The sequence below is a fragment of the Pseudofrankia saprophytica genome (assembly GCF_000235425.2).
In the GTDB taxonomy this organism is placed as follows: Bacteria; Actinomycetota; Actinomycetes; order Frankiales; family Frankiaceae; genus Pseudofrankia; species Pseudofrankia saprophytica.
Window position 1 is genome coordinate 148489 of sequence record NZ_KI912266.1, and the last position, 21733, is coordinate 170221.

At 73.4% G+C, this 21733-nt stretch carries 18 protein-coding genes and 1 pseudogene; 9 read left to right on the forward strand and 10 right to left on the reverse strand.

Features of this window, described 5'->3' with window-relative positions:
• Positions 1-343: pseudogene (locus FRCN3DRAFT_RS53790) on the forward strand (hypothetical protein); the annotation flags it as partial.
• Between the two features lie 70 nt (positions 344-413).
• Here the strand turns inward: FRCN3DRAFT_RS53790 and FRCN3DRAFT_RS54710 are convergent.
• Complete coding sequence (locus FRCN3DRAFT_RS54710) at positions 414-809, reverse strand: hypothetical protein (RefSeq protein ID WP_071041526.1); 396 nt, start codon at positions 807-809, stop codon at positions 414-416.
• Here FRCN3DRAFT_RS54710 and FRCN3DRAFT_RS42000 point away from each other — a divergent pair.
• Together FRCN3DRAFT_RS42000 and FRCN3DRAFT_RS0200660 are read left to right on the forward strand one after the other, a co-directional pair.
• Positions 802-1791 (forward strand): AAA family ATPase, encoded by a 990-nt coding sequence (locus FRCN3DRAFT_RS42000; RefSeq protein WP_051466097.1) that lies wholly within the window; start codon positions 802-804, stop codon positions 1789-1791. The two genes, FRCN3DRAFT_RS54710 and FRCN3DRAFT_RS42000, sit on opposite strands and share 8 nt — an antisense overlap.
• Before the next feature lie 7 nt (positions 1792-1798).
• Positions 1799-3094: a DUF58 domain-containing protein gene (locus FRCN3DRAFT_RS0200660; RefSeq protein ID WP_007518811.1), complete on the forward strand. Its 1296-nt coding sequence runs from the start codon at positions 1799-1801 to the stop codon at positions 3092-3094.
• 132 nt (positions 3095-3226) lie between these two features.
• On the opposite strand, the gene FRCN3DRAFT_RS0200665 is transcribed toward FRCN3DRAFT_RS0200660, so the two are convergent.
• Entirely contained in the window at positions 3227-3730 is a 504-nt protein-coding gene (locus FRCN3DRAFT_RS0200665; RefSeq protein WP_007518812.1) for an SRPBCC family protein, read from the reverse strand.
• Between the two features lie 246 nt (positions 3731-3976).
• Between FRCN3DRAFT_RS0200665 and FRCN3DRAFT_RS0200670 the strand changes: the two genes are divergently transcribed.
• Positions 3977-6361: an alpha-amylase family glycosyl hydrolase gene (locus tag FRCN3DRAFT_RS0200670; RefSeq protein ID WP_007518814.1), complete on the forward strand. Its 2385-nt coding sequence runs from the start codon at positions 3977-3979 to the stop codon at positions 6359-6361.
• A 24-nt stretch (positions 6362-6385) separates the two neighbouring features.
• Here FRCN3DRAFT_RS0200670 and FRCN3DRAFT_RS0200675 read toward each other — a convergent pair whose 3' ends face one another.
• Positions 6386-7393, reverse strand: coding sequence for a stage II sporulation protein M (locus FRCN3DRAFT_RS0200675; RefSeq protein ID WP_007518816.1), 1008 nt, complete (start codon positions 7391-7393; stop codon positions 6386-6388).
• 306 nt (positions 7394-7699) lie between these two features.
• Here FRCN3DRAFT_RS0200675 and FRCN3DRAFT_RS42005 point away from each other — a divergent pair, with 306 nt between their 5' ends.
• Positions 7700-8605 carry an RDD family protein gene (locus tag FRCN3DRAFT_RS42005; RefSeq protein WP_007518818.1) on the forward strand — a complete coding sequence of 302 codons (906 nt, stop codon included), beginning with the start codon at positions 7700-7702 and terminating at the stop codon, positions 8603-8605.
• A gap of 84 nt (positions 8606-8689) precedes the next feature.
• Here the strand turns inward: FRCN3DRAFT_RS42005 and ahcY are convergent, their stop codons facing one another.
• On the reverse strand, positions 8690-9994 hold the full coding sequence (gene ahcY / locus FRCN3DRAFT_RS0200685; protein WP_007518819.1) for an adenosylhomocysteinase: 1305 nt from the start codon (positions 9992-9994) through the stop codon (positions 8690-8692).
• Between the two features lie 236 nt (positions 9995-10230).
• Here ahcY and FRCN3DRAFT_RS0200690 point away from each other — a divergent pair, with 236 nt between their 5' ends.
• Positions 10231-10722 (forward strand): MerR family transcriptional regulator, encoded by a 492-nt coding sequence (locus tag FRCN3DRAFT_RS0200690; protein WP_232793875.1) that lies wholly within the window; start codon positions 10231-10233, stop codon positions 10720-10722.
• A gap of 291 nt (positions 10723-11013) precedes the next feature.
• Entirely contained in the window at positions 11014-13587 is a 2574-nt protein-coding gene (locus tag FRCN3DRAFT_RS0200695; protein WP_007518823.1) for a transglycosylase domain-containing protein, read from the forward strand.
• 251 nt (positions 13588-13838) lie between these two features.
• Here the strand turns inward: FRCN3DRAFT_RS0200695 and FRCN3DRAFT_RS0200700 are convergent, their stop codons facing one another.
• The 4 genes from FRCN3DRAFT_RS0200700 to FRCN3DRAFT_RS0200715 form a co-directional block, all read right to left on the reverse strand.
• Positions 13839-14990, reverse strand: coding sequence for an SIS domain-containing protein (locus tag FRCN3DRAFT_RS0200700; protein WP_007518825.1), 1152 nt, complete (start codon positions 14988-14990; stop codon positions 13839-13841).
• A 78-nt stretch (positions 14991-15068) separates the two neighbouring features.
• Positions 15069-15272, reverse strand: a complete 204-nt coding sequence (locus tag FRCN3DRAFT_RS0200705; RefSeq protein WP_007518827.1) for a Trm112 family protein — start codon at positions 15270-15272, stop codon at positions 15069-15071.
• 8 nt (positions 15273-15280) lie between these two features.
• A complete protein-coding gene (locus FRCN3DRAFT_RS0200710; RefSeq protein ID WP_007518831.1) occupies positions 15281-16639 on the reverse strand; it encodes a phosphomannomutase/phosphoglucomutase in 1359 nt (452 codons plus the stop codon).
• A gap of 197 nt (positions 16640-16836) precedes the next feature.
• Positions 16837-17259: a DUF3499 domain-containing protein gene (locus FRCN3DRAFT_RS0200715; RefSeq protein ID WP_027140122.1), complete on the reverse strand. Its 423-nt coding sequence runs from the start codon at positions 17257-17259 to the stop codon at positions 16837-16839.
• 273 nt (positions 17260-17532) lie between these two features.
• Between FRCN3DRAFT_RS0200715 and FRCN3DRAFT_RS0200720 the strand changes: the two genes are divergently transcribed.
• Together FRCN3DRAFT_RS0200720 and manA are read left to right on the forward strand one after the other, a co-directional pair.
• Positions 17533-18033: a metallopeptidase family protein gene (locus FRCN3DRAFT_RS0200720; RefSeq protein WP_232793876.1), complete on the forward strand. Its 501-nt coding sequence runs from the start codon at positions 17533-17535 to the stop codon at positions 18031-18033.
• A gap of 86 nt (positions 18034-18119) precedes the next feature.
• A complete protein-coding gene (gene manA / locus FRCN3DRAFT_RS0200725; RefSeq protein WP_007518837.1) occupies positions 18120-19586 on the forward strand; it encodes a mannose-6-phosphate isomerase, class I in 1467 nt (488 codons plus the stop codon).
• Positions 19587-19598: 12 nt separating this feature from the next.
• Here the strand turns inward: manA and FRCN3DRAFT_RS0200730 are convergent, their stop codons facing one another.
• Positions 19599-21518 (reverse strand): DUF5719 family protein, encoded by a 1920-nt coding sequence (locus FRCN3DRAFT_RS0200730; RefSeq protein WP_007518839.1) that lies wholly within the window; start codon positions 21516-21518, stop codon positions 19599-19601.
• On the reverse strand, positions 21515-21733 hold a 219-nt coding region (locus FRCN3DRAFT_RS54715; RefSeq protein WP_007518841.1), incomplete at its 5' end, for a hypothetical protein. The genes FRCN3DRAFT_RS0200730 and FRCN3DRAFT_RS54715, both read right to left, overlap by 4 nt.

The window sequence follows — 21733 nt, forward strand, 5'->3', positions numbered from 1 at the left end:
CGGCGCGCCCGGCGCCGGCGGCACGGTGCGGGCCGGCGCCGTGGCGAAGGAGATCAGCGGTCCGGACCCGGCGACCCTCGTCGCCTCGGTCGCGCAGCGGACGGGTCGCCCGGCCTGGAAGATCTGGGCGCTCCTGTACGGTTCGGGCGGGTCGCCCGTGGCCCAGAGCGCACCGCCGCCGCAGGCCTGGCCGGCACCCGGCGGCGCGTCCGCCATGCCGGACACCCGGCAACCGGACACCGGACACTCGGACTCCGGACAACCAGAACCGCGGGACGACGCCGCGCTGCTCCGGCTCGCGAAGTCACTCGACAAACTCGATCGGCAGGTGGGTGGAAGGTGACAACTCCGTACCCCGGCGCCTTTGCTCCCGGCGCTGCGACGCCGGGTCCTGGCACGGCCGGCGACCAGGGCTACCCCGGCGCCACCAGGCCATCCGAGGACCCGGCGCCCGAGGACGAGGCGGCAGGCGAGGTCACCATCGTCGGGGGCCGCGCGCCCCAGGCACCGTTCGGGTCCCCACCGCTGGCCGGGCCGCCCTCCGGTCCGCTCGCTGGTCCGCCAGCCGGGCCGGCCGGGCCGCCGTCACCCCCGCCACCGCCGTCGGTGCCGCCGCCCCCGACCCCGCCGGGATGGCCGGCCACGCCCGTGCCGGCCTCGGGCCCGGCGCTGTCCGTCCCGCCACCGCAACCACCACCGTCCCCGACCCCTGTGCCGCAGCCCCAGCCGGTGCCGCAGCCCCAGCCGGTGCCGCAGCCCCAGCCGGTGCCGCAGCCCCAGCCGGCGGCGTGGCCGACGCCCGTGGCCACGGCGCCCCCCGGCCTGCCGTCCGCGCAGGAGCAGGAGGCCGCGAGGGCCGCGCTGATCCGGCTGCGTTCCGAGGTGGGAAAGGCCGTCATCGGCCAGGACGCGGCCGTCAGCGGCCTGGTGGTGGCGCTGCTCTGCCGCGGCCACGCGCTGCTGGAGGGCGTTCCCGGCGTGGCGAAGACCCTGCTGGTGCGCACCCTGGCGAGGACGCTCGCGCTGGAGACCAAGCGGCTGCAGTTCACCCCCGACCTGATGCCCGGCGACGTGACCGGCTCGCTGTTCTACGACAACCGCAGCTCCGAGTTCGCCTTCCGCGAAGGCCCGGTCTTCACCAACCTGCTGCTCGCCGACGAGATCAACCGCACCCCGCCGAAGACCCAGGCCGCGCTGCTGGAGGTCATGGAGGAGCGCCAGGTCAGCGTCGACGGCAAGCCTCGGCCGCTGCCCAGCCCGTTCGCCGTGCTGGCGACGCAGAACCCGGTCGAGCACGAGGGCACCTACCCGCTGCCCGAGGCCCAGCTCGACCGGTTCCTGGTCAAGGTGACACTGCCGCTGCCGTCCCGCGACGACGAGGTCCGGGTACTCGCCCACCACGCGGCGGGCTTCGACCCCGGCGACCTCGACGCGGCGGGCGTGACGGCGGTCGCCGGCCCGGCCGAGCTCGCCGTCGCCCGGGCGTGTGCCCGCGCTGTGCAGGTCCGCCCCGACGTGCTCGCGTACATCGTCGACCTCGCCCGGGCGACCCGTTCGGCGCCGTCGGTCCTGCTCGGGGTCTCGCCGCGCGGGGCGACGGCGCTGCTCGCCACGTCGAAGGCATGGGCGTGGCTGTCCGGCCGTGGCTACGCCACCCCGGACGACGTGAAGGCGCTCGCCCGCGCGACGCTGCGGCACCGGATCAGCCTGCGCCCCGAGGCGGAGCTGGACGGCGTCACCGCGGACGTGGTGCTCGAGCAGGTGCTCGCGACCGTTCCCGTCCCCCGCTGAGCAGCCGATGGCGATAACCGGGCGGGCGGCGGCATGCGCGTTCCTCGGCGCGGTGGCGGTGGCACTCGCGCCCGTCCCCGGCGTCGTGATCCTGATCGTCGACCTGCTGATCGTCGGGCTCGTGCTGCTCGACCTGGCGCTCGCCGGCTCGGTCCGGGCGCTGGAGTTCTCCCGGAGCGGGCCGCGCGGCGCCCGGCTCGGCCAGCCGGTGCCGCTGGTGCTCACCGTCAGCAACAACGGCCCCCGGGCGGTACGGGCCAGGATCAGGGACGCGTGGCCGCCGTCGGCCGGCGCCCGGCCGCTGACCTACAGCGTGACCATCCCGGCCGGCGAGCGGCGCTTCCTGGAGGCGACCCTCTACCCGACCCGACGCGGTGACCGCGAGCCGTTCCGGATCACCGTCCGCTCGCTCGGCCCGCTGGGCCTGGCCGGGCGGCAGGGCCGACACTACTGCCCGTGGCGGGTACGGGTGCTGCCGCCGTTCCACTCCCGCCGGCACCTGCCGTCGGCGCTCGCCCGGCTGCGCGAGGTCGAGGGCCAGGTGGCCATCCGCGGCGGCGGGGCGGGCTCCGAGTTCGACAGCCTGCGCGACTACGTGATCGGCGACGACGTCCGCAACATCGACTGGCGTGGCACCGCCCGGCGCGGCGCGGTCGTCGTGAAGACGTTCCGCCCGGAACGCGACCGCCGGGTGGTCTGCGTGCTCGACACGGCCCGCACGTCGGCCGGCCGGGTCGGCGACGCGCCCCGGCTCGACCACGCGCTCGACGCCGCGCTGCTGCTGACCGCCGTCGCGCTGCGCGCCGGCGACCGGGTGGGGCTCGTCGCGCACGACAGCGAGGCGCGCCTGGTGCTGCCGGAGTCGAGCGAGGGAAACCTGCTGTCGCGGATGAGCGAGGCGATGGCGACGCTGGAGCCGGCACTCGTCGAGGCCGACCACGAGGGCATCGTCTCGACGGTGCTGCGGATGACCCGCCGGCGCGCGCTCGTGGTCATCTTCAGCGAGCTGGTGCCGGCGGTGATCGAGGAGTCGCTGCTGCCGGCGCTGCCCGCGCTGACCGCCCGGCACACGGTGCTGGTGGCCGCGCTGCGTGACCCCAGGCTCGCTGAGCTCGCCGCCGGCCGGGAGACCGTCCGCGACGTCTACGCGGCGGCCGCGGCCGAGCAGACCCTGCTGCGCCGCCGCCAGCTCACCGAGGAGCTGCGCAGCCGCGGCGTCGAGGTCGTCGACGCCGCCCCCGACCGCTACGCCCCCGCCGTCACCGACGCCTACCTCTCCCTCAAGGCCCTCGGCCGCCTGTAACTCGCCGCGTTCGCCGCCCGAGGCCGCCGAAAGCCGCAGCGAGGCAGGCGATATTGGGTCAGGACTGCCGGTTCGGCCCCAATATCGCCTGCCTCCACGCCGGGCTGGGCGCAGGCGCCGACCCGGTCCTTGCTACGCCTGCTCGCAGCGGGCCTTGAGGCTTTGGGCTTCGGTGTCGACGTAGCGGCGGGTCTGACGGGCGGTGAGGAGGCCGACCACCGAGGCGAGCGGGCCCGACTGGCGGATGCTGAGGGTTACGGTCACTCCCAGCTCGGCCGCTCCGATTCGGGGGGTCTCGCTCTCGGCGTCCGGGGCGTCCGGGGCGTCCTCGATGCGGTGGTCGGCGACGGTCCGTACGCCACCGCTGGAGGACGCCCAGGTGAACGAGCGGGCCGGGATCCAGTCGACGATGGTCCAGGTCAGTGTCGGTAGCTTCGGCTGCTTGATGCTGACGACATCGCCCTTCGTCAGCTCACCGGCCGGGCCGTCGGCGCCGGGGACGTACTCGGGCGCGGACTCCACCCGCAGCACCTGGCTGACCGTCGGAGTCCATTCCGGCCAGCGCTCGACGTCCCGTAGCACCGCCCAGACCTTCGCCGCGGACGCGGCGATCCTTACGGATGTCTCGTAGTACACGGCGTCCTCCTGTCTCACTGCCCGCCCGGCGGACGGCCGGTGCCGCGGGGTAGGCGACGTCGCGCCGTCGATGATCGATCGTCGACGGCCACGGTGCTCCTAGGTTGCTCGGCCGCGAACCGTAGGTAGACGGCCGCCCGGTCGCGGAAGGGTTGCAAAAAGCCTCGAATCGAGGCGACCTACGCTGGTGGCCATGAGCCACGCATCTGTCGCGGACCGCGACCGCGCGCACGACGCGACGGTCCGATGACCCGCGTCGACGTCGAGTACCGCACCGGCGTGCACCGACGGATCGCGGCGGGGGCTCGGCTGGTCGGGAGCTGGGACGCGGCCGGCCGGCCGAGCGACACCTGGGCCTCGGTGCCGATGACGGCGGCTGTCGGCCCGGATGGCGCCGCGGTGTTCCGGGCCAGTGTGACTCTCGATGTCCACACGCCTAACACCTTCCGCTGGGGTGTGTGGCTGGTACGCGACGACGGGTCGCAATTCTGGGGAATCCCCGGTGAAGTAGCGGACCCAGCCTCCACGGACCAGGTCCGCACGCTTGCTCTCGGGCCGGACGCCCTGGCGGAGGTGAGCACCACCTTCACACTCAGCAGCCATCACTTCCTCGGCGCCGTTCCGGAGTCGGAGTCGGAGTCGGAGCGGATCCTGTTCCGGGTCTGGGCGCCACGTGCCCGGGCCGTCGAGGTCGCGTTCGGCGGCGAGAGCGGCTATATCTCCGACGACGGCCACGGCGAGGACCCGACCATCGCCCGCCTGCCGATGCGACCAGGGTCGGACGGCGTGTGGGAGGCCTCGACGGCGGGGTTCGCCGGCTGGACCGGACGGCGCTACCTCTACCGGGTCACCCGGGAGGACGGCTCGGTTGTCTGGCGCACGGACATGTACTCCCGGCAGCAGTCCGGTGGCGGCGACGTCAACCCGCGCGGCGCGCACTACGACGGGACGGCGGCCGACCTGGACGGAACGGTCAGCTGCTCGGTGGTCGTCGACCCACAGCCACCGTCGGGGGACTTCTGGGCCGACGAGTTCGATCCGGCTCACCCGGTGCCGCGCCGCGTCGAGGATCTGGTCATCTACGAGCTGCACGTCGGCGCCCTCGGCTTCGGCCAGACGCGGGCGGGCACGTTCGCCGACGCGATCGCCTTCGTCGACTACCTCGCCGACCTCGGGGTCAACGCCGTCGAACTGCTGCCGGTGCTCGAGTTCAGCGGTACCCGCTCCTGGGGATACGGCACGTCGCATTTCCTCGCCGTGGAGAAGAGCGCCGGCGGCCGCGACGGGCTCGCCGAGTTCGTCCGTGCCTGCCATCGCCGCGGCATCGCGGTCCTCGTGGACCTCGTCTTCAACCACTACACCCAGGACGCCGAGCGGGCCGCCTGGATGTATGACACCACGACGCCCAGCCACAACGCGTACTACTGGTACGAGGGCTCGGACGCCGACCACACGGATTTCCCGGACGGCGGTTACGTCGACAATCTCTCCTCCGGCTACGCGCCGCGCTACCTCGAGGAACAGGTACGCGCGCTGTTCGTCGCGAGTGCCGTCGCGCTTCTTGACGAGTTCCACGTCGACGGTTTCCGGCTGGACCAGACGACGTCGATCCACCTGTACAACGCGCTGCACGCGGACGGCCAGCCGGTCATGGCGGCCAACGTCGCCGGCCGCAAGTTCCTGCGCGAGCTCTGCCAGACGCTGAAGACCATCGCGCCGGACGTCGTCCTCGTCGCCGAGGACCATTCCGGCTGGGACGCGGTGACCCGCCCGGCGCCCGCGGGCGGCCTCGGCTTCGATGCCAGCTGGTACGTGGACTTCTACCATCACCTGATCGGGGACAAGGGCGAAGGGCCGGAGTACGCGCGGCTCCTCGACACCGCCGGCCGGGATCTCACCGGCCCGCTGGCGATGGGTCTATTCGCCGGGGCGCTGGTCGGCGCCGCGAACAGGACGGTCGTCTACCCGGAAAGCCACGACGAGGCGGGGAACGCCGAGCACTCGGAACGCAACATCCTGGTCGCGGTGAACAACGCGCCACTCGTCGGAGAGACCCGCTGGTACGCCGAGGCGAGAATCCGCTGCGTCACCGCGTTGGCCCTGCTCGCCCCGGGCACGCCGATGTTCCTGATGGGCGACGAGGTCGGTGCCGCCAAGGCGTACACCTACAACCATTTCACGGAGGACAAGGAGGACCTGTACGGGCTGCGCGCGGGGACCGGCGCCGGCCTGTTCGCCGCCCACCGCGACCTCGCCCGGCTGCGGCTCGCCTCGGCCGCCGCGAAGTCCCGCGACGTCGAGATCCTGCACACCAACGACCCGGCCCGGGTGATCGCCTTTCGCCGCTGGTCCGGCCCGGCCGGTGACGCCCAAGGCGGTGACGCCCCAGGCCAGGAGATGCTCGTCGTCGTGAGCCTGAACAACGCCCCGTTCCCGAGTTACCTGCTGCGGCACCCTTCGCTGGCGGGCGCCGCCCCGTGGCGTCTGCGGCTGAACACGGATGCCGCGCCGTACGGCGGCCGCGGCGGTCCGGCGGGCGAAGAGACGCTCACCCCGGCGGCCGATGGCACGGTGGACCTCGTCCTCCCCGCCGTCGCCGCCCTGGTCTTCGAGCGGAGGAGCGCCGGCTGAGGCCCGGTCAGCGATAGGACGAGGTCAGGTGACGGGGGCGAGGTCCGCGCGGAGGGAGGCCTCCAGGTCGCCCTGCTCACCATGGGAAGCGGCGCGGGAGCCGTAGATCCAGATATAGGCCACGAACAGCGCCCAGGCGAGCACGCCGATGCCGATCCGGACCGCGGTCGGCAGGCCGGACGGCGTCACGAACGCCTCGATCACGCCGGAGACGGCGAGCGCGACCGCGAGCCCGATCGCGATCGACACCGCCGCGCGGCCCTCCGCCGCGAGCGCCTCCGACCGGCGTCGGCCACCCGGCGCGATGATCGACCAGCCGAGTCGCAGGCCGACCGCTCCGGCGACGAAGACCACGGTCAGTTCCAGCAGCCCGTGCGGCAGGATCAGCGAGAAGAACTGGCCGCTCTCGCCGCAGCTCGACATGTAGCCGCCGACCACGCCGAGGTTCAGCGAGTTCTCCAGCAGGACGACCAGTGTCGGCAGGCCCAGCAGCGCCCCGAGGGCAATCGCCTGCGCCGAAACCCAGGCGTTGTTCGTCCAGATCTGGCTCGCGAACGAGCCCGCCGGGTTCTCGGTGTAGTAGGACGCGAAGTCGCTGCGACACAGCTGGGCCACGTCGTCCGGCGGGACCAGCCTCGCCTGCGCCGTCTGGTCGTAGACGACCCACAGCGCGCAGGCCAGGGCGAACAGCACGCAGAGGACGGTCGTCGCGATGGCCCACCACCGGCGCGCGTAGACCGCCGCGGGGAAGGTGACGGTGAAATAGTGGGCGACCACGTGCCAGCCGGGGTCGACGGTGCCGGTGACAGCCGCGCGGGCGCGGATCACCAGTGAGGACAGGTCGTCGACCATGGCCTGGTCGCGGGAACGACTCCTGATCACCGACAGCTGGGTGGCGACCCGCTGGTAGAGCTCGACCAGCTCTTCCAGCTCCTCGCGCGGCATCTTGCGGGGCCGGTTCGCCCGATCGACGAGGTAGCGAAGCCGAAACCACTCCGGCCGGTGGACAGCGACGTACGCGTCCAGGTCCATCAGCCCGCCCTCTGCCAGCCCAACCTCTGCGCCTTTTCCATCCCCACTCCTCGAAATACTCTCAGACCGCTTGCCGCCCCCGACGTCCCCCGTCGCAGACCCGACCCACGGGCGGCGCGGCCAGGCCGGGAAGGCGGTAGAAGGCCAGAAAGACGGTAGCGAAGCCGACCCATGAGGTCGCGGGTGACGTAGATGGACGACGATGGACGGGCACCACCAACGACACGGCGGTTGGCGAAGTAGGCGATTGGCCCAGTAGAGGGGACCCCAGATGGGTGAGCACCGGGGCGCGCGGGACGCGGCCGGATGAGCCAGGTCGTCACCGGCGAGGCGGTCGCGATCGACCTGCGCCCGGCCAGGCTCGGCTCCCGCATGATCGCCGGGCTGGTCGACCTGTTCATCCAGCTGTTCGTGCTCTACAGCGTGCTGGCGGTCACGGTGCTGGCGGTCAACCCGCAGGACGACGCCCTGGCCGTCGCGATCGTCATCGTCGTCTACGTGGGGACGATGCTCGGCTACCCGGTGATCTTCGAGACGTTCCTGCGTGGCCGGACCGCCGGCAAGATGCTGATGAAGCTGCGGGTCGTGCGCGACGACGGCGGCCCGGTCCGCTTCCGGCACGCGTTCGTGCGCGGGCTCATCGGGGCGGTCGTCGAGCGGCCGGGGGCCCTGTTCGGGCTGCCGGCGGTGCTGGCGATGCTGTTCTCCCAGCGCGCCAAGCGGCTCGGCGACCTGTTCGCGGGCACCGTCGTGATCCACGAAGGGGTGCCGACGATGACCGGGGTGGTGCCGGCGGTGCCGATGCCGCTGGCGGCCTGGGTCACCAGGCTGGATCTCACCGGCCTCGACGACGAGCTGACCGGCACCGTGCGCGGCTTCCTCGGCCGGGTGCACGAGCTGTCCCCCGAGGCCCAGCAGCGGATCGGCGCCGAGCTGGTCGCCCAGGTCCGCGCCGCCGTCACGCCGCCGCCTCCGCCGGGCACCCCCGGGTGGGCGTACCTGTCGGCGGTGCTGGCCGAGCGGACCCGCCGGTCCTACCGGCGGCTACGCACGGTCTCCCGGGCCCGGTACGGCCCAGGGGAGATCCCGGGCGTGCCCCTCGAGTACTACCCGAGGCACCTGCTCACGCCCGAGGTCCTCGCCCCGCCCCCGCCCGTCTACGTCGGGCCGTCACCGACCGGCGGCTACCAGGCTCCCGGCGGCTACCAGTGATCCGAACTGGAAACATTGACATCGTCAGGTGAGGTTTCCAGTCCTCCCGGAGCCGGCGAGCGCGGCAAACCTGACGAGTCGATGTCAGGAACCCTGCTGCCAGGAGTTCAGATACCGCACCTGGGTCGGCGTGAGCGTGTCGATCTCGAGGCCCATCGTCTCGATCTTGAGGCTGGCCACCTGCTTGTCGATCTCCACCGGGACGTCGTGGACACCCGGCGCGAGCGACCGCGCGGCCTTGGTCAGCCACTCGGCGGTCAGCGCCTGGTCCGCGAACGACATGTCCATCACCGCCGCGGGGTGGCCCTCGGCCGCGCCGAGATTGACCAGCCGGCCCTCGGCCAGCAGCAGCAACCGCCGGCCGTCGGCGAGCACGTACTCGTCGGTGCTCGGCCGGACGCGGCGCGGCCCGTGGGTAGCGAGCGCGGCCAGCCCGACGACGTCGATCTCCACGTCGAAGTGCCCGGAGTTGGCCAGGATCGCGCCGTCACGCATCAGCTCGAAGTGCTCGGGCCGGATCACGTCCCGGTTTCCGGTGACCGTGATGAACACGTCGCCCACCGCCGCCGCCTTCGCCATCGGCAGCACCCGGAAGCCGTCCATGGCCGCGTCGAGCGCCTTGGTCGGGTCGATCTCGGTGACGACCACGCTGGCGCCCATCCCCTTGGCCCGTGACGCCACGCCCCGGCCGCAGTAGCCGTAGCCGGCGACGACCACCGTCTTGCCCGCGAGCAGCGTGTTCGTGGCCCGGAAGATGGCGTCCAGGGTGGACTGACCGGTGCCGTAACGGTTGTCGAACATGTGCTTGGTGTCGGTGTCGTTGACCGCGACCACCGGGAAGCGCAGGGCGTCCTCGGCGGCCATCCGGCGCAGCCGGATCACCCCGGTCGTGGTCTCCTCACAGCCGGCGAGCACGCCGTCGAGCACGTCCTGGCGGGCGGTGTGCAGGGTGTTGACCAGGTCGCAGCCGTCGTCGAAGACGTAGTGCGGGGCAAGGTCGAGAGCGGCGTCGATGTGCGCGTAGTACCCGTCGCGGTCGACCCCGTTGCGGGCGTACGTCGACACGCCGTACTCGGCGACCAGCGCCGCGGCCGTGTCGTCCTGGGTGGACAGCGGGTTCGACGCGCACAGCACGACCTCGGCGCCGCCGGCGACCAGGGCGCGCATCAGGTTCGCGGTCTCGGTGGTGACGTGCATGCAGGCGGCGATCCTGGCCCCGGTGAAGGGCCGCTCGCGGGCGAAGCGGGCGCGCACCTGGCGCAGCACCGGCATGGCCCGGTCGGCCCACTCGATCCGGGCGACGCCCTGCTCGGCCAGCGAGAGGTCGGCGACGTCGTGCCTGGGCAGGCCGGCTGCCGGCGCCGCCGGGGTGGGGGTGGTCACGGTCATGGCGCTGCCGCCTGTCGGTCTCGGTCGTGGGGCCAGGTACCGGTGGGTGAGGTACGGCTGGGTCAGGTACGGCGCCGGCCACGCCGGCACGGCTGGCACGGCTGGGCACGGTGGGTTGTGGCGCGGCGCCGTACCGAGAACGACGATCCAGCCGGCAGGCGGGCACTGTCAACGAAGCTGACAGAGAGCTGTAAGCTTCCGTGCGAACGAAGGCTCGCTCCGGCTACGCTTTCCCCGTGATCGCTCCCAAAGCCGGCGCAAATCGGACAGCTTCGTGGCTGGCCGGGCCGCGACGGGCCTTCATGGAGGCCCAGGTGCGGGAGGAACGGTTCGTGCGCGAGGTGCTCGATCGGCTACGAGGGCGCATCCGGCTGCGGCCGGAGCAGCGGCTGCCGATCGCCAAGGCAGCCGACGTGCTGGACACGACGCCACGGATGCTGCGGTACCGCGAGTCACTTGGGCTGGTGACGCCGGCTCGCTCGCCAGGTGGGCACCGCGAGTACGGCGAGCGCGAGCTGCTCGCCGCCGCCTACGCCGACGAGCTGGAGCGCCGTTACCAGATCAGTCCCAGTGACCTGGCGTTCGCGGTGCGCGTGCTGGCCGAGCCGGCGGTCGCGGCCGACGTGCGCCGCCTCGGCGAGCTCACCCGCCGTATCAGCTCGCCACCACCGATGGCCGCCCTCGACTTCGAGGCCCAGAAGGCCCGCCGCCTCCTCGACCTGCCCTGAGGCGGCAGACACACCGAACAGCCTGGTAGCAATGGAGGATCATCGCGTGGGCAACCCCGCAACTCGCGGCTAGGCACTTATGGTGACACGGGTACAGCCTTCCGTAGTCAACAGGCCCGTCCGGTACGGTTGTCCTTGCTCGCGACGAACCATTTGCGCGGGCGCGGACCGGTCAGCGGGCACCAGCCCATCCACGCGTCGGCCGGCCGCGGACCTGGCCAGCCGCCGAGGCCGGACCGGTCAACGGCCACCAGACCGGACGCCGTACGGCGACCTTCCGGCGGCTCGCGCATGCTTGACAGGTCCACCCACACGTCCCCGGCCTCGCCCGGCCGGGCCGACGTCACTGATCTCCTGCTGGGGGTGACGGCCACGGCTGCCGGACGGGACACGCAGACTCCGGTCACGCCGACTGGACGGGCCGCGCGGCGCGCCGCGGGCACGACGCCAGCGCGGCGGCACGCGGGCCACTCCGCCCAGAACGGCGACACCGGGCCGAAGGGCCGGCCCGCCCGGGCCGCGGCCCGGGGCGGCGCGGCGGGCGAGTCGAGCAGCCTGAGCGGCCTGCTGGAGGATCCGGGCCCGCCGGAGCCACCGCGCCGGAGCCGGGCATGGTTCGCCAAGCGGGGCGCGGTCCTTACGCTGTCGATCGGCCTGGTCATGGCGCTGCTCGCGCTGCCCGTGGTCGCCGGCGCCGGGCTGTTCGCGAAGGCGTCGGCTGACCACTTCATGGGCCTGCCGGCCGAGTTGCTGACGCCGCCGCTGCCGCAGAACTCGCAGATCCTCGCGGCCGACGGGAGCGTGATCGCCACGCTGCACGGCGAGCAGAACCGGGTCCTGGCCAAGCCCGAGGAGATCCCGCAGGTCATGCGGCAGGCGATCGTCGCGATCGAGGACTCCCGGTTCTACGAGCACGGCGGATACGACTCGAAGGGCATGCTGCGGGCGCTGCTCCGCAACAGCGAGTCCGGCGACGTACAGCAGGGCGCCTCGACGCTGACCCAGCAGTACGTCAAGAACGTGCTGCTCCAGAACGCGCGCACCCCCCAGGAGCGCGAGGCGGCGATCGACACCTCCGTGTCCCGCAAGCTCCAGGAGCTGCGTTACGCGACCACGCTGGAGAAGGAGCTGTCGAAGGACGAGATCCTCGTCCGCTACCTCAACATCGCCTACTTCGGCGACGGCGCCTACGGCGTCGGCACCGCCGCGCAGCACTACTTCGGCGTCAACGTCTCCCAGCTGACGCTGGTGCAGGCGGCGCTGCTCGCGGGCCTGGTACAGAGCCCGTCGCGTTACAACCCGGTGCTCAACCCCAAGGACGCGATGAAGCGTCGCAACGACGTCCTCGACCGGATGGTCACGTCGAAGTTCATCTCCACGACGCAGGCCGAAGGCGCCAAGCAGATGCCGATCACGCTGAACATCACCAGCGGCAGCTCCGTCGACTCCTGCGCCGAGGCGTCCGTGATCGCGCCGTTCTTCTGCGACTATGTCCGTACGGAGCTCCTCGCGAGCAAGGCGCTTGGTGACACCCAGGACGAGCGCGACCGCCAGGTCTACGAGGGCGGCCTGCAGATCCACACCACCCTGGACCCGAAGGTCCAGGCGGCGGCGCAGGCCGCTGTCGACGCCACCGTCGGCAAGGGGAACCGGGTCTCGGCCACCGAGGTCATCGTCCAGCCCGGCACAGGCAACATCCTCGCGATGGCGGTCAACCGGGACTTCGGCGACGACGCTTCCAAGTTCCAGACCAAGCTCAATCTGGCGACCCACGCCGGCTTCGAGCCCGGATCGACCTTCAAGGCATTCACGATGGCCAAGGCGCTCGAGGAGGGCTACGGCCTGGGGACCCAGTACTACTCGCCGGCCTGCGTCATCGTCGAGGAGTTCCCACTCGGGGGCCGCGGAGAGGAGGGCGGCGACCAGTGCGCGAACGAGGGCTACTCGAACGCCGAGGCGAACGAGGCCGGCACCTTCGACATGAGCGAGGCGACCTGGAAGTCGGTCAACACCTACTTCGTCCAGCTGCTGGCGGACGTCGGCGTCATGCCGACAGCCGAGCTGGCGAAGCGCCTCGGTATCCCGGACAGCACGTATGACGGTCTGCAGAGCGGGCTGGGCCCGTCCTTCGGCGGCCTGACGCTCAGCCAGCAGATGAAGATCTCCCCGCTCGTCATGTCGAACGCGTACGCGACGTTCGCCGCCGGTGGGAAGTACTGCACGCCCAGGTTCGTGACGTCGGCGACCGACTCGTCCAACAAGAACGTGGACATCGCGCCGCCACCGAACTGCACACAGGCCATCGACAAGAGGATCGCCGATACCGTCGCCAGCGTGCTTGCCGGCGTCGTCACCAGGGGCACCGGCACGAAGGCGGCGATCGGTCGGCCCGCGGCTGGCAAGACCGGAACGAACGACGACTTCACCAGCGCCTGGTTCATCGGCTTCACCCCGCAGATGGCCTCCGCGGTGGCGGTCGGCGACCCTCGGGGCAACTCCTCCGACTACGCGCTCACGAACGTCCAGGCGGATGGAAAGACGTGGACGCACGTGTACGGCGGCGACCTGCCGGCGATCATCTTCAGCCGCACGCTGAAGCCGGCGCTGCAGGGCGTACCGGTGGTGCCACTGCCGAAGGCGGACCCGAAGACCGCGCAGGGCACGAAGAGCGGCCTGCAGAACCCGGACAAGGTGCCGGCGCCCACCGTCACCCCCGGGGTCATCCTCGGCCCGGACGGCCAGCCGCTCCCCGGCCAGACCCCGATCACCCCCCAGCTCCCGGGTCAGCCCGGCGACGGCCAGACCAACCCCTTCGACCAGAACCCGGACCAGGACGGCAACGGTCAGGGGCCGGGCCCCCAGTGACCCCGTCGCCCAGGCCTGGGCGTCCCACCCACTGACTCAAACGCGCCGGGCCCCCGCCGGACAGGCGGGGCCCGGCGATTCGTTCCACTCGCTGACGAACTCAGACTGGAACTGTCGAGGGAAAAGACGTCTGTCTCGGCCGGGTCGAGGCAGGCCCCGACGACGTCGCGGACCTTCTCCCTGAATCGGAAGGCTCGATCAGCACGGCACGCGGGACAGCGTCGCTCCCTGACGAACAGCCGAGCGAGCCGTTAGCGGACCCGGTCGAGGTCGTGGATGGCGGGCTCGAGGCTCGGGTCGATGCCGATCAGCATCGCCAGGTAGACCGCGGCGTAGTCGAGCAGGCCGACCAGGGACGCCAGCCGCTCCACCGGGTGGGAGCCGGCCGCCGAGAGCTCCGTGACGCCGACCCCGCGCTCGGCTGCGACCCGGACTCCCGCGTCGGCCCGGCGGCTCACGTCCGGATGCTCGTTTCCCGGGTCGCGCAGCAGGATCAGCCGCAGCCGGGTGCCCAGCTCGTCATCGACCCGGTCGCGGAAGAAGTCGTCGAGCTCGTCGTCGCCGCCCGTCGCGGCGGCCGCGCGCGCGCCGAAAACGCCGTCGAAGGCGGCGATCTGGTAGATCGCCGGGTGCGGCAGGCCGCCGTGCAGCACGGGGTACTTGGCGGTGACGGCGAGCTGGGTGGCCGCGCGGCTGGCCGCTGCGGCCGTCGCTGGCGACGTGCCCCAGATCATCGGCAGCGTGCCGGCGAGCTCCAGGGCGAGCAGCTTCGCCGGGTTGACGAACGACTCGCTGGACGGGCGGCTGCGGGTGGCGATCTCCTCGAGCCTGACCGCCGCCGCCTCGACACCGACGGCCGCGTCCCGGCAGACCCCTAGGGACGCGGCGGCCACCAGCAGCGGGGTGGCCAGGGCCCACAGGCTGGCCCGTTCCGGCCTGGTGCCGTCGATCGCGACGAACGGGGCCCTCGCCCGCTCGGCGAGGTACTGCAGTGGCGTGTCAGCCGGGCCGACGGCCACGATGCGGCAGCCGCGCCGGTCGGCCTCCTCGACGGCGTTCAGCGTCAGCGGGGACCGCCCCGAACCGGAGACGGCGAGCACCACGTCGGCGACACCGACCCAGCCGGGCAGCCCGTGGTCGTGATGGCCGATCACCGGCACCGGGCTGGTCGACCCGGCCGCGGCGGTGAGCACGTCGGCCGCGCCGGCGGCCGCGCCCGTGCCGACGACCAGCACGGCCCGCGGCCGCCCGTCGGCGCCCAGCCGGCCGGCACCCGCCTCCTCGGCGAGCCGCCAGGTCTCGCGGATCTGCCGCCCACCGGTCGCCAGCTCCCGCAGGAGGCCACCCGGGTCAGCGGCCGCCAGCCGTTCCGGTTCGTCCAGGACACGCTCGTCGACGTACATGTTGGTCGTCAACCGCCCGCGTGTCCCCAACAGTCCGGGGAGACCCGCGACCCGGCGAACCTGGCCTCGCCGCCCATGTCAGGACGAGGCTGGCGTGGCGGGCTCGGGGAACGGCGTCGCCTCATCGAGGAGCATCACCGGAATGTCATCACGCACCGGGAAGGCCAGGTTGCAGGCGGTGCAAACGAGCACCGGGGCACCGGCCAGGGTGTCCTGGCGCAACGGCGCGTGCTGCGGGCACGGGCACGCAAGGATCTCCAAGAGCAGCGGATCGAGGCTCATCTCGGCAACTAGTCCCTTCCACCACGGATGCTGGCCAGGACCTCGTCCCGGAGCCGGCTCATGGTGTCATCATCCTCCGCCTCTACGTTGAGGCGGAGCAGCGGTTCGGTGTTGGACGGCCGCAGGTTGAACCAGGAGCCGTCCGCGAACGACATGGTCAGCCCGTCCAGGCGGTCGATGTCGGTCGCCTTGTCCGCATAGGCGGCTTCGATCGCCTTCATCGACGCGGTCGCGTCCGCGACCTCGGAGTTGATCTCACCGGACGCGGCGTAGCGGGCGTAGCCGTCCAGCAGCGTCGACAGTGGCCGGTCCTGGCCGCCGAGCGCGGCGAGCACGTGCAGCGCGGCGAGCATGCCCGAGTCGGCCCGCCAGAAGTCGCGGAAGTAGAAGTGCCCGGAGTGCTCGCCGCCGAAGACGGCACCGGTCCTGGCCATCTCGGCCTTGATGTACGAGTGCCCGACGCGGGTGCGCACCGGGGTGCCGCCGAGCTTGGTGACCAGCTCGGGGACACCCCGGCTGACGATCACGTTGTAGATGATCGTGCCACCCGGGTCACGGGCGAGCTCCCGCTCGGCGACCAGACCGGTGATCGTCGACGGGGACACCAGCTCGCCGCGCTCGTCGACGACGAAGCAGCGGTCGGCGTCGCCGTCGAAGGCGAGGCCGATGTCCGCGCCGCTCTCCCGGACGGCGGCCTGCAGGTCGCGCAGGTTCTCCGGCTCGATCGGGTTCGCCTCGTGGTTGGGGAAGCTGCCGTCCAGCTCGAAGTACATCGGGACCAGCTCGATGGGCAGGCCGGCGAAGGTGGCGGGGACGGTGAAACCGCCCATGCCATTGCCCGCGTCCACGGCCACCTTCAACGGCCGGATGCCGGACAGGTCGACGAGGCCGTGCAGGTGGGCGACGTAGGCGTCGCGCAGGTCGACCTCCCGCACCGTGCCCCTGCGCCCGGCAGGCTCGGGAACGCCGTTCGCGACCATGTCGCGGATCTCGGCGAGGCCGGTCTCCTGGCCGATCGGCGCGGCGCCGGCGCGACACATCTTGATGCCGTTGTACTTGGCAGGGTTGTGCGACGCCGTGAACATCGCGCCGGGGATGTTCATCGAACCGGCGGCGAAGTAGAGCAGATCCGTCGAGCCAAGGCCGGCGAGCACGACGTCGGCGCCCTGGCTGGTCGCGCCGTCGGCGAACGCGGCCGACAACGGGACGGACGAGTCCCGCATGTCATGGGCTATGACGATCTCGGTGGCGCCCAGCAGCCGAACGAACGCGGCGCCGGTCGCGCGCGCGATGTCGGCGTCGAACTCGGACGGCACGACTCCGCGCACGTCATACGCCTTGAAGATCCGGGCGAGGTCAAGCCCCATTGCCCTCCACCTTCCGCACCCCGTCTCGCGGTCGGCGCTCCGCCGCGGCTGGCTGTACCTGTCTGCAACGCGACCGACCCTATCGGGCGCACCCGGCCGCTCCGCCAGGCACCCACAGACCGACCACGGCCACGTGCCTTTCGTCGCACGGGTGGCCAGCCGGAGCGCCTGCTCCCGCCGGGCGGGCAACCCGCCGTCTAGGACGTCGGTACGGCTCGCAGGTGGCCGCGGCGGCCCCCGCCGGGATCCTCACGCGGGGGCTCCTCGGATCCGGCCTGCACCGGGCCGTGGCCGGGCACGGGACCGTACCCGGGAACGGGGCCGTAGCCCGGCGCCTCGCCAGGCAGCGGGCCGGGCCTGGCGACCTCGCGGACGACGTCCGCGAGCGCTTCCAGATCGTCGGTGGCCGGGTTGCGCGGGGGTTCCGGATCGATGCGCACGACCGCCCAGCCCCGCGGCACGGTCAGCCGGTCGGCATGCGGGCCGCACAGGTCGTACGAGTGTGGTTCCACGTACGGCGACAGCGGCCCGAGCACCGCGGTGGACTCCGCGTAAGCGTAGGTGAGTGTGGCAACCGCGACCGCGGAACAGGCCGAGCGGGAGCAGCGCCGGGGCTTCACGTTCCGGACGGTAGACCCCGGAACGGGCGGCGGCCACCACCGCCCGCCGTGTCGCGCCCGAGACGGCGGGACTGTGACTTAACCTGACCCGGTCCATCACTTTCCGTTGCCCAACAGCAACTTCGGGCAATAGCTGAAGGTATTTAACCCATCACCACGAGTGCCGATCAGAGTCTCGATCCGATCCGGCGGAACTTTGGCACCGATCCGGCGGGACCCCGGGCGTGGCGCTCCGTGTTCCGACCCGACTACGCCGGGCCGTACGCTGGATCGATGGTGGACGAAGCGCCGGCGTCCGAGCCGTTGCCCGTCGCGCATTTCCCGACGGCCATGCGGCGGCCGATACCCGCGCGCCGCCGGCGGGACCGGCGAGGCCGCGGAATGCGGGGCACCCTGTTCCCGCCGGACGTGCCGGCGTACTCGACCCGCGGCGAACGGTTCGACGACCTCGTGCTCGACGCGGTCGAGCATCTCGACCTTCGCTGGTCCGACCAGCTCGCCGGGGTGGAGTTCGCGGTCGAGGACGTCCCGCCCGTCGGCGTCTCCGACGACGTCGTCCCGCTGGCCCTCTACCAGCCGGCCACCGGCCGCGGCCGGTCCGCGACACCCCGGCGCATCGTGGTCTACCGCCGCCCGCTGGAGGCCCGTGCCGTCGACACCGAGGACCTCGCCGAGCTCGTCCTCGACGCGATCATCCACGAGGTCGCTGACATGCTCGGCGTCGACCCGGCCGTCATCGACCCCGAGGGCCACGGCTGGGGCGAAGAGGACTAACAAGAAGCGCGGCAACCTACGATGACGGCGGATCCGCCCGCATTCGCCGACGTAGCGGCGACCCGACCTCCGGGAGAGCCAGCACGATGAGCGCAGACGCCCACCCCCAAGGCGCCGTCGTGGCGGGGGCTCGCGTTCCCGCGTCACCCGAGCCCAGGGCCGCGAGCGACTCCCGGACCTCCCAGATCGGCTTCGCCGATCCGGCAGGGACCCCGTCCGCGAGCTCCCAGACCTCCCCGATCGGCTCCGCCGACCGTGCAGGAACCCCGGATCCGGCAGGGACCCCGGGCGCCGGCCCGGCATCCCGCGGCGCGGCGGGCGGCGCCGCGCCGGCCGCGCGGCTGCTGCCGGTGTACGGACAGGTGCAGCACTACGCGTGGGGCTCGCCGGCCGCGATCTACGACCTGCTCGGCGAGGTGCCCACCGGGCAGCCGGCCGCCGAGCTGTGGCTCGGCACCCACCCGGTCGCCCCGGCGGAGGTCGACGACGCCGGCCGCCGCCGCCCGGCCGCCGAGCTGCTCGGCGCGCTGCCGTTCCTGCTCAAGGTGCTGGCGGCCGAGAAGGCACTGTCCCTCCAGGTCCACCCGGACCGGGCGCAGGCCCGCGCCGGCTTCGACGCGGACGAACGGGCCGGCATCCCGCTGGACGCGCCGGGGCGCCGCTACCGCGACCCCAACCACAAGCCCGAGCTGATCGTCGCGCTCACCCCGTTCCGGGCGCTGGCCGGCATCCGCGAGCCGGCGCGAACGCTCGCCATCGTTCGCGCGTTCGGCGTCGCGGAGCTCTCGGCCGCGTTCCGGCCGCTCGCCGCCGACCCGGCCCGCGGCGCGGCCACCGTCCTGCGCGCCCTGCTGACCCTGCCCCGCGAGCGCGGCCGGGCACTGGCCGGCGAGCTCGCCCGCGCGGCGGCGACGGTGGCGGCCCGTGGCGACGGCGACGAGGACGTCACCCGGGCGGCGGACCTGGTCGGCCGGCTCGTCGCCGCGCACCCCGGAGACGTCGGCATCGTCGCCGCGCTGCTGCTCAACGACGTCACCCTCAACCCGGGCGAGGCGCTGTTCCAGCCAGCGAGGCTGCTGCACGCCTACGTCCACGGCGTCGGCATCGAGATCATGGCGACCTCGGACAACGTGCTGCGCGGCGGTCTCACCCCCAAGCACATCGACGTCGACGAGCTGCTGCGCCTGCTGGACCCGACGCCCTCGGACGCGCCCGTCCTCACCGCGAAGATCCTGCGCGCCGGCGCGGGCGGGCTGGTGCGCTACTGGCCGGTGCCCGTCGACGACTTCGTGCTCGCCGAGGCCATCTGCGCCGGCGGCGAGGTCACGCTGAACCGCCCGACGGTGCTGCTCGCCGTCGACGGCGCGGTGGACGTCCACATCGCCGGCGACGATGACGGCGACGGCGACGGCCAGGCCGCCACCGGCGCGTCGATCCGGCTGGCCCGCGGCCAGGCCGCGGTGCTCACCGCGCCGGCCACCGTCACGCTGCGCGGTACCGGTCGCGTCTTCGGGGCCCGCCCCGGCACCCGGCCCACCCCCCGGCCGGCCTGAACCCCGGCCGGCCTACCTCGCCGCCGACGGGTCCGCGACCAGGACGGCGGGGTCCGCCGGATCCGCCGGGACGAGCGGCAGCACGGAGCTGACGGTGCGCAGCCGCGGGCCGACGGCGGTCGGCTGGTCGTCCGCGGCGTCCTCACCCGACGACGGGCCGGCCGGCTTTCCGAGCAGCTCGGTCACCGCGACCGGGCCGCCGGAGACGGACAGAGTGCCGCCGGAGTAGCCCGCCGGCAACGCGACCGCGACCGTGCCGCCGCCGGGAACCGTGACCGCGCGGCCGTCGAGCCGCGCCGTCGCCGGGCCGTCCGGCGCCGCGAACAGCACTGCCCCGGCCGCGCCCCGCGGGAGCGGCGGAACATCCAGATAAGGCACCGGAGAGGGCTCCGCCAGCGGGCGGCCGCCAGCCCTGACGCCAGCCGCCGCGTCCGGCGCCCGCCCGTCCGCGGGCAACCCGTCCGCGGGCAAGCCGTCCGTGGGCAACCGAGTGCCCGCGACCCAGACCGCGCCGTCCGGAGCACCGGACGGCAGGCGCAGGCCGGCGACGACCGGTACCGCCCCCGCCGCCTCGACCAGCACACCGACGGACTCGCCGCGGGGAAGCGTCAGCGGGATCGAGACCGCCTCGCCGCCGGGCACCGTCACGGCGCCCGGGCCCGCCGGACTGGTGGGCCGGCCGCTGGCCGTCACCAGCCGGACGAGGACCCGCGCATCCGTGGACGCAGCCGCGACGACCAGCGTGGCGGCGGCCCCACCGGCTCCCGGCGGCGCCAGCACAGGGCCGACCAGCACCGCGCGCCCCGGCGCGGCCGTGCTGGGAACCGGGGCGAGCTCCCAGGCCTCGCCGTCGCTCGGCCGGTCGACCAGCCAGGACGACACCCGCCCGGCCCTGACCTCGACGCCGACCACGGTCGACGCCGCCTCGGGCGCGACGGCCGCGAGCCGCTGGCTCGTGGTCTCGCCGGGCGGCACCGCGACCTCGGTGACGGCCGGTGCCCGGCCGGGTGCCAGGACGTGGACGGCGAGCCGCGCGGGCGCCGAGCCCAGATTCGCCAGGAACAGAAGCGGATCGTGACCGGCCTTCGTCGCCGGGCCGGCGAACCACGTCCAGCCGGCGGACGGCCCGCACCGGTCCCGCGCGGGCCCGGCCACGCCGCCGGGCGCCGTCACCGTCGCCGACAGGTTCGCCACGGCGCTGCCCCGCAACGCCACCGGGCGGCCGGAGGAGACCGCCAGCCGCATCAGCCCGGTCCGGTCGGTCGCCGACAGCTGGGCGAGCGCCGCCAGGCCGGGCGGCGGCTGCTGGGCCGGCGCCGCCGCGAGCCCGGCCCGTTCCTCGGGTGACAGCGCCGCGAGCGCCGTCAGCGCCTTCGCGTCGGCCTCCGACTTCAGGACCGACAGCGCGTCACGGGCATCCGGCGACAGGGCGGCGAGCCCGGAGAGGTCCGACGGAGCGGGCGGCGGGACCGCGACCGGCGGCGACTGGGCGCCGGGTACCTCCAGGTGGCCGCGGCGCGCGTCGCCACGCAGCACAGCCGTCGCCGGCGGGCGCCACGCGGACGAGCCGCCCCCTGCCGCGGCACCGTGCCCCGCCGTCTCCTCGTCCGCCCCCCGCCCGGGCGAGCCGCCGTCCGCGTTGACGAGGATCGCGCCGACCTGGCCACCGGTGCCGGAGCGGGCGACGTCGATCCGGGTCGGCACCCGGCCGGCCGAGCCGAGGTCAGGGCAGATCAGGGCACGGCTGCTCGGCGGGACGCCGACGCGGTAGGCCGTCGCGGCGGTCACCGGCTCCCCCGGAGGCACCAGCGTCGGCAGTCTGTCGGGCACCAGCACCGCCGCGGTCACGATCGCCGCCGTCCCCGCGACGGAAGCCGTGACCGCCGCCGGCACCCGCCCCCACCGGCGCCGCCGGGTGCGCACGCCGCTCATCGGCTCCCCCACCAGACCGCCGCGCCGCCCCGGCGGCGCCGCCACCAGGCTCCGGCCCAGGTCGACACCCCGGCCAGCGCCAGGGCACCGACGACCGCCGCCTCGACGAGCACGAGCGCGCGGTGCGGCGTGTGGTCGTAGCGCACCCGGACCTCGGCCGCCGGGCTCCCGGGCACCTCGAACGCCTGCGCCCAGCCCCAGGCGGCGACGGGCGT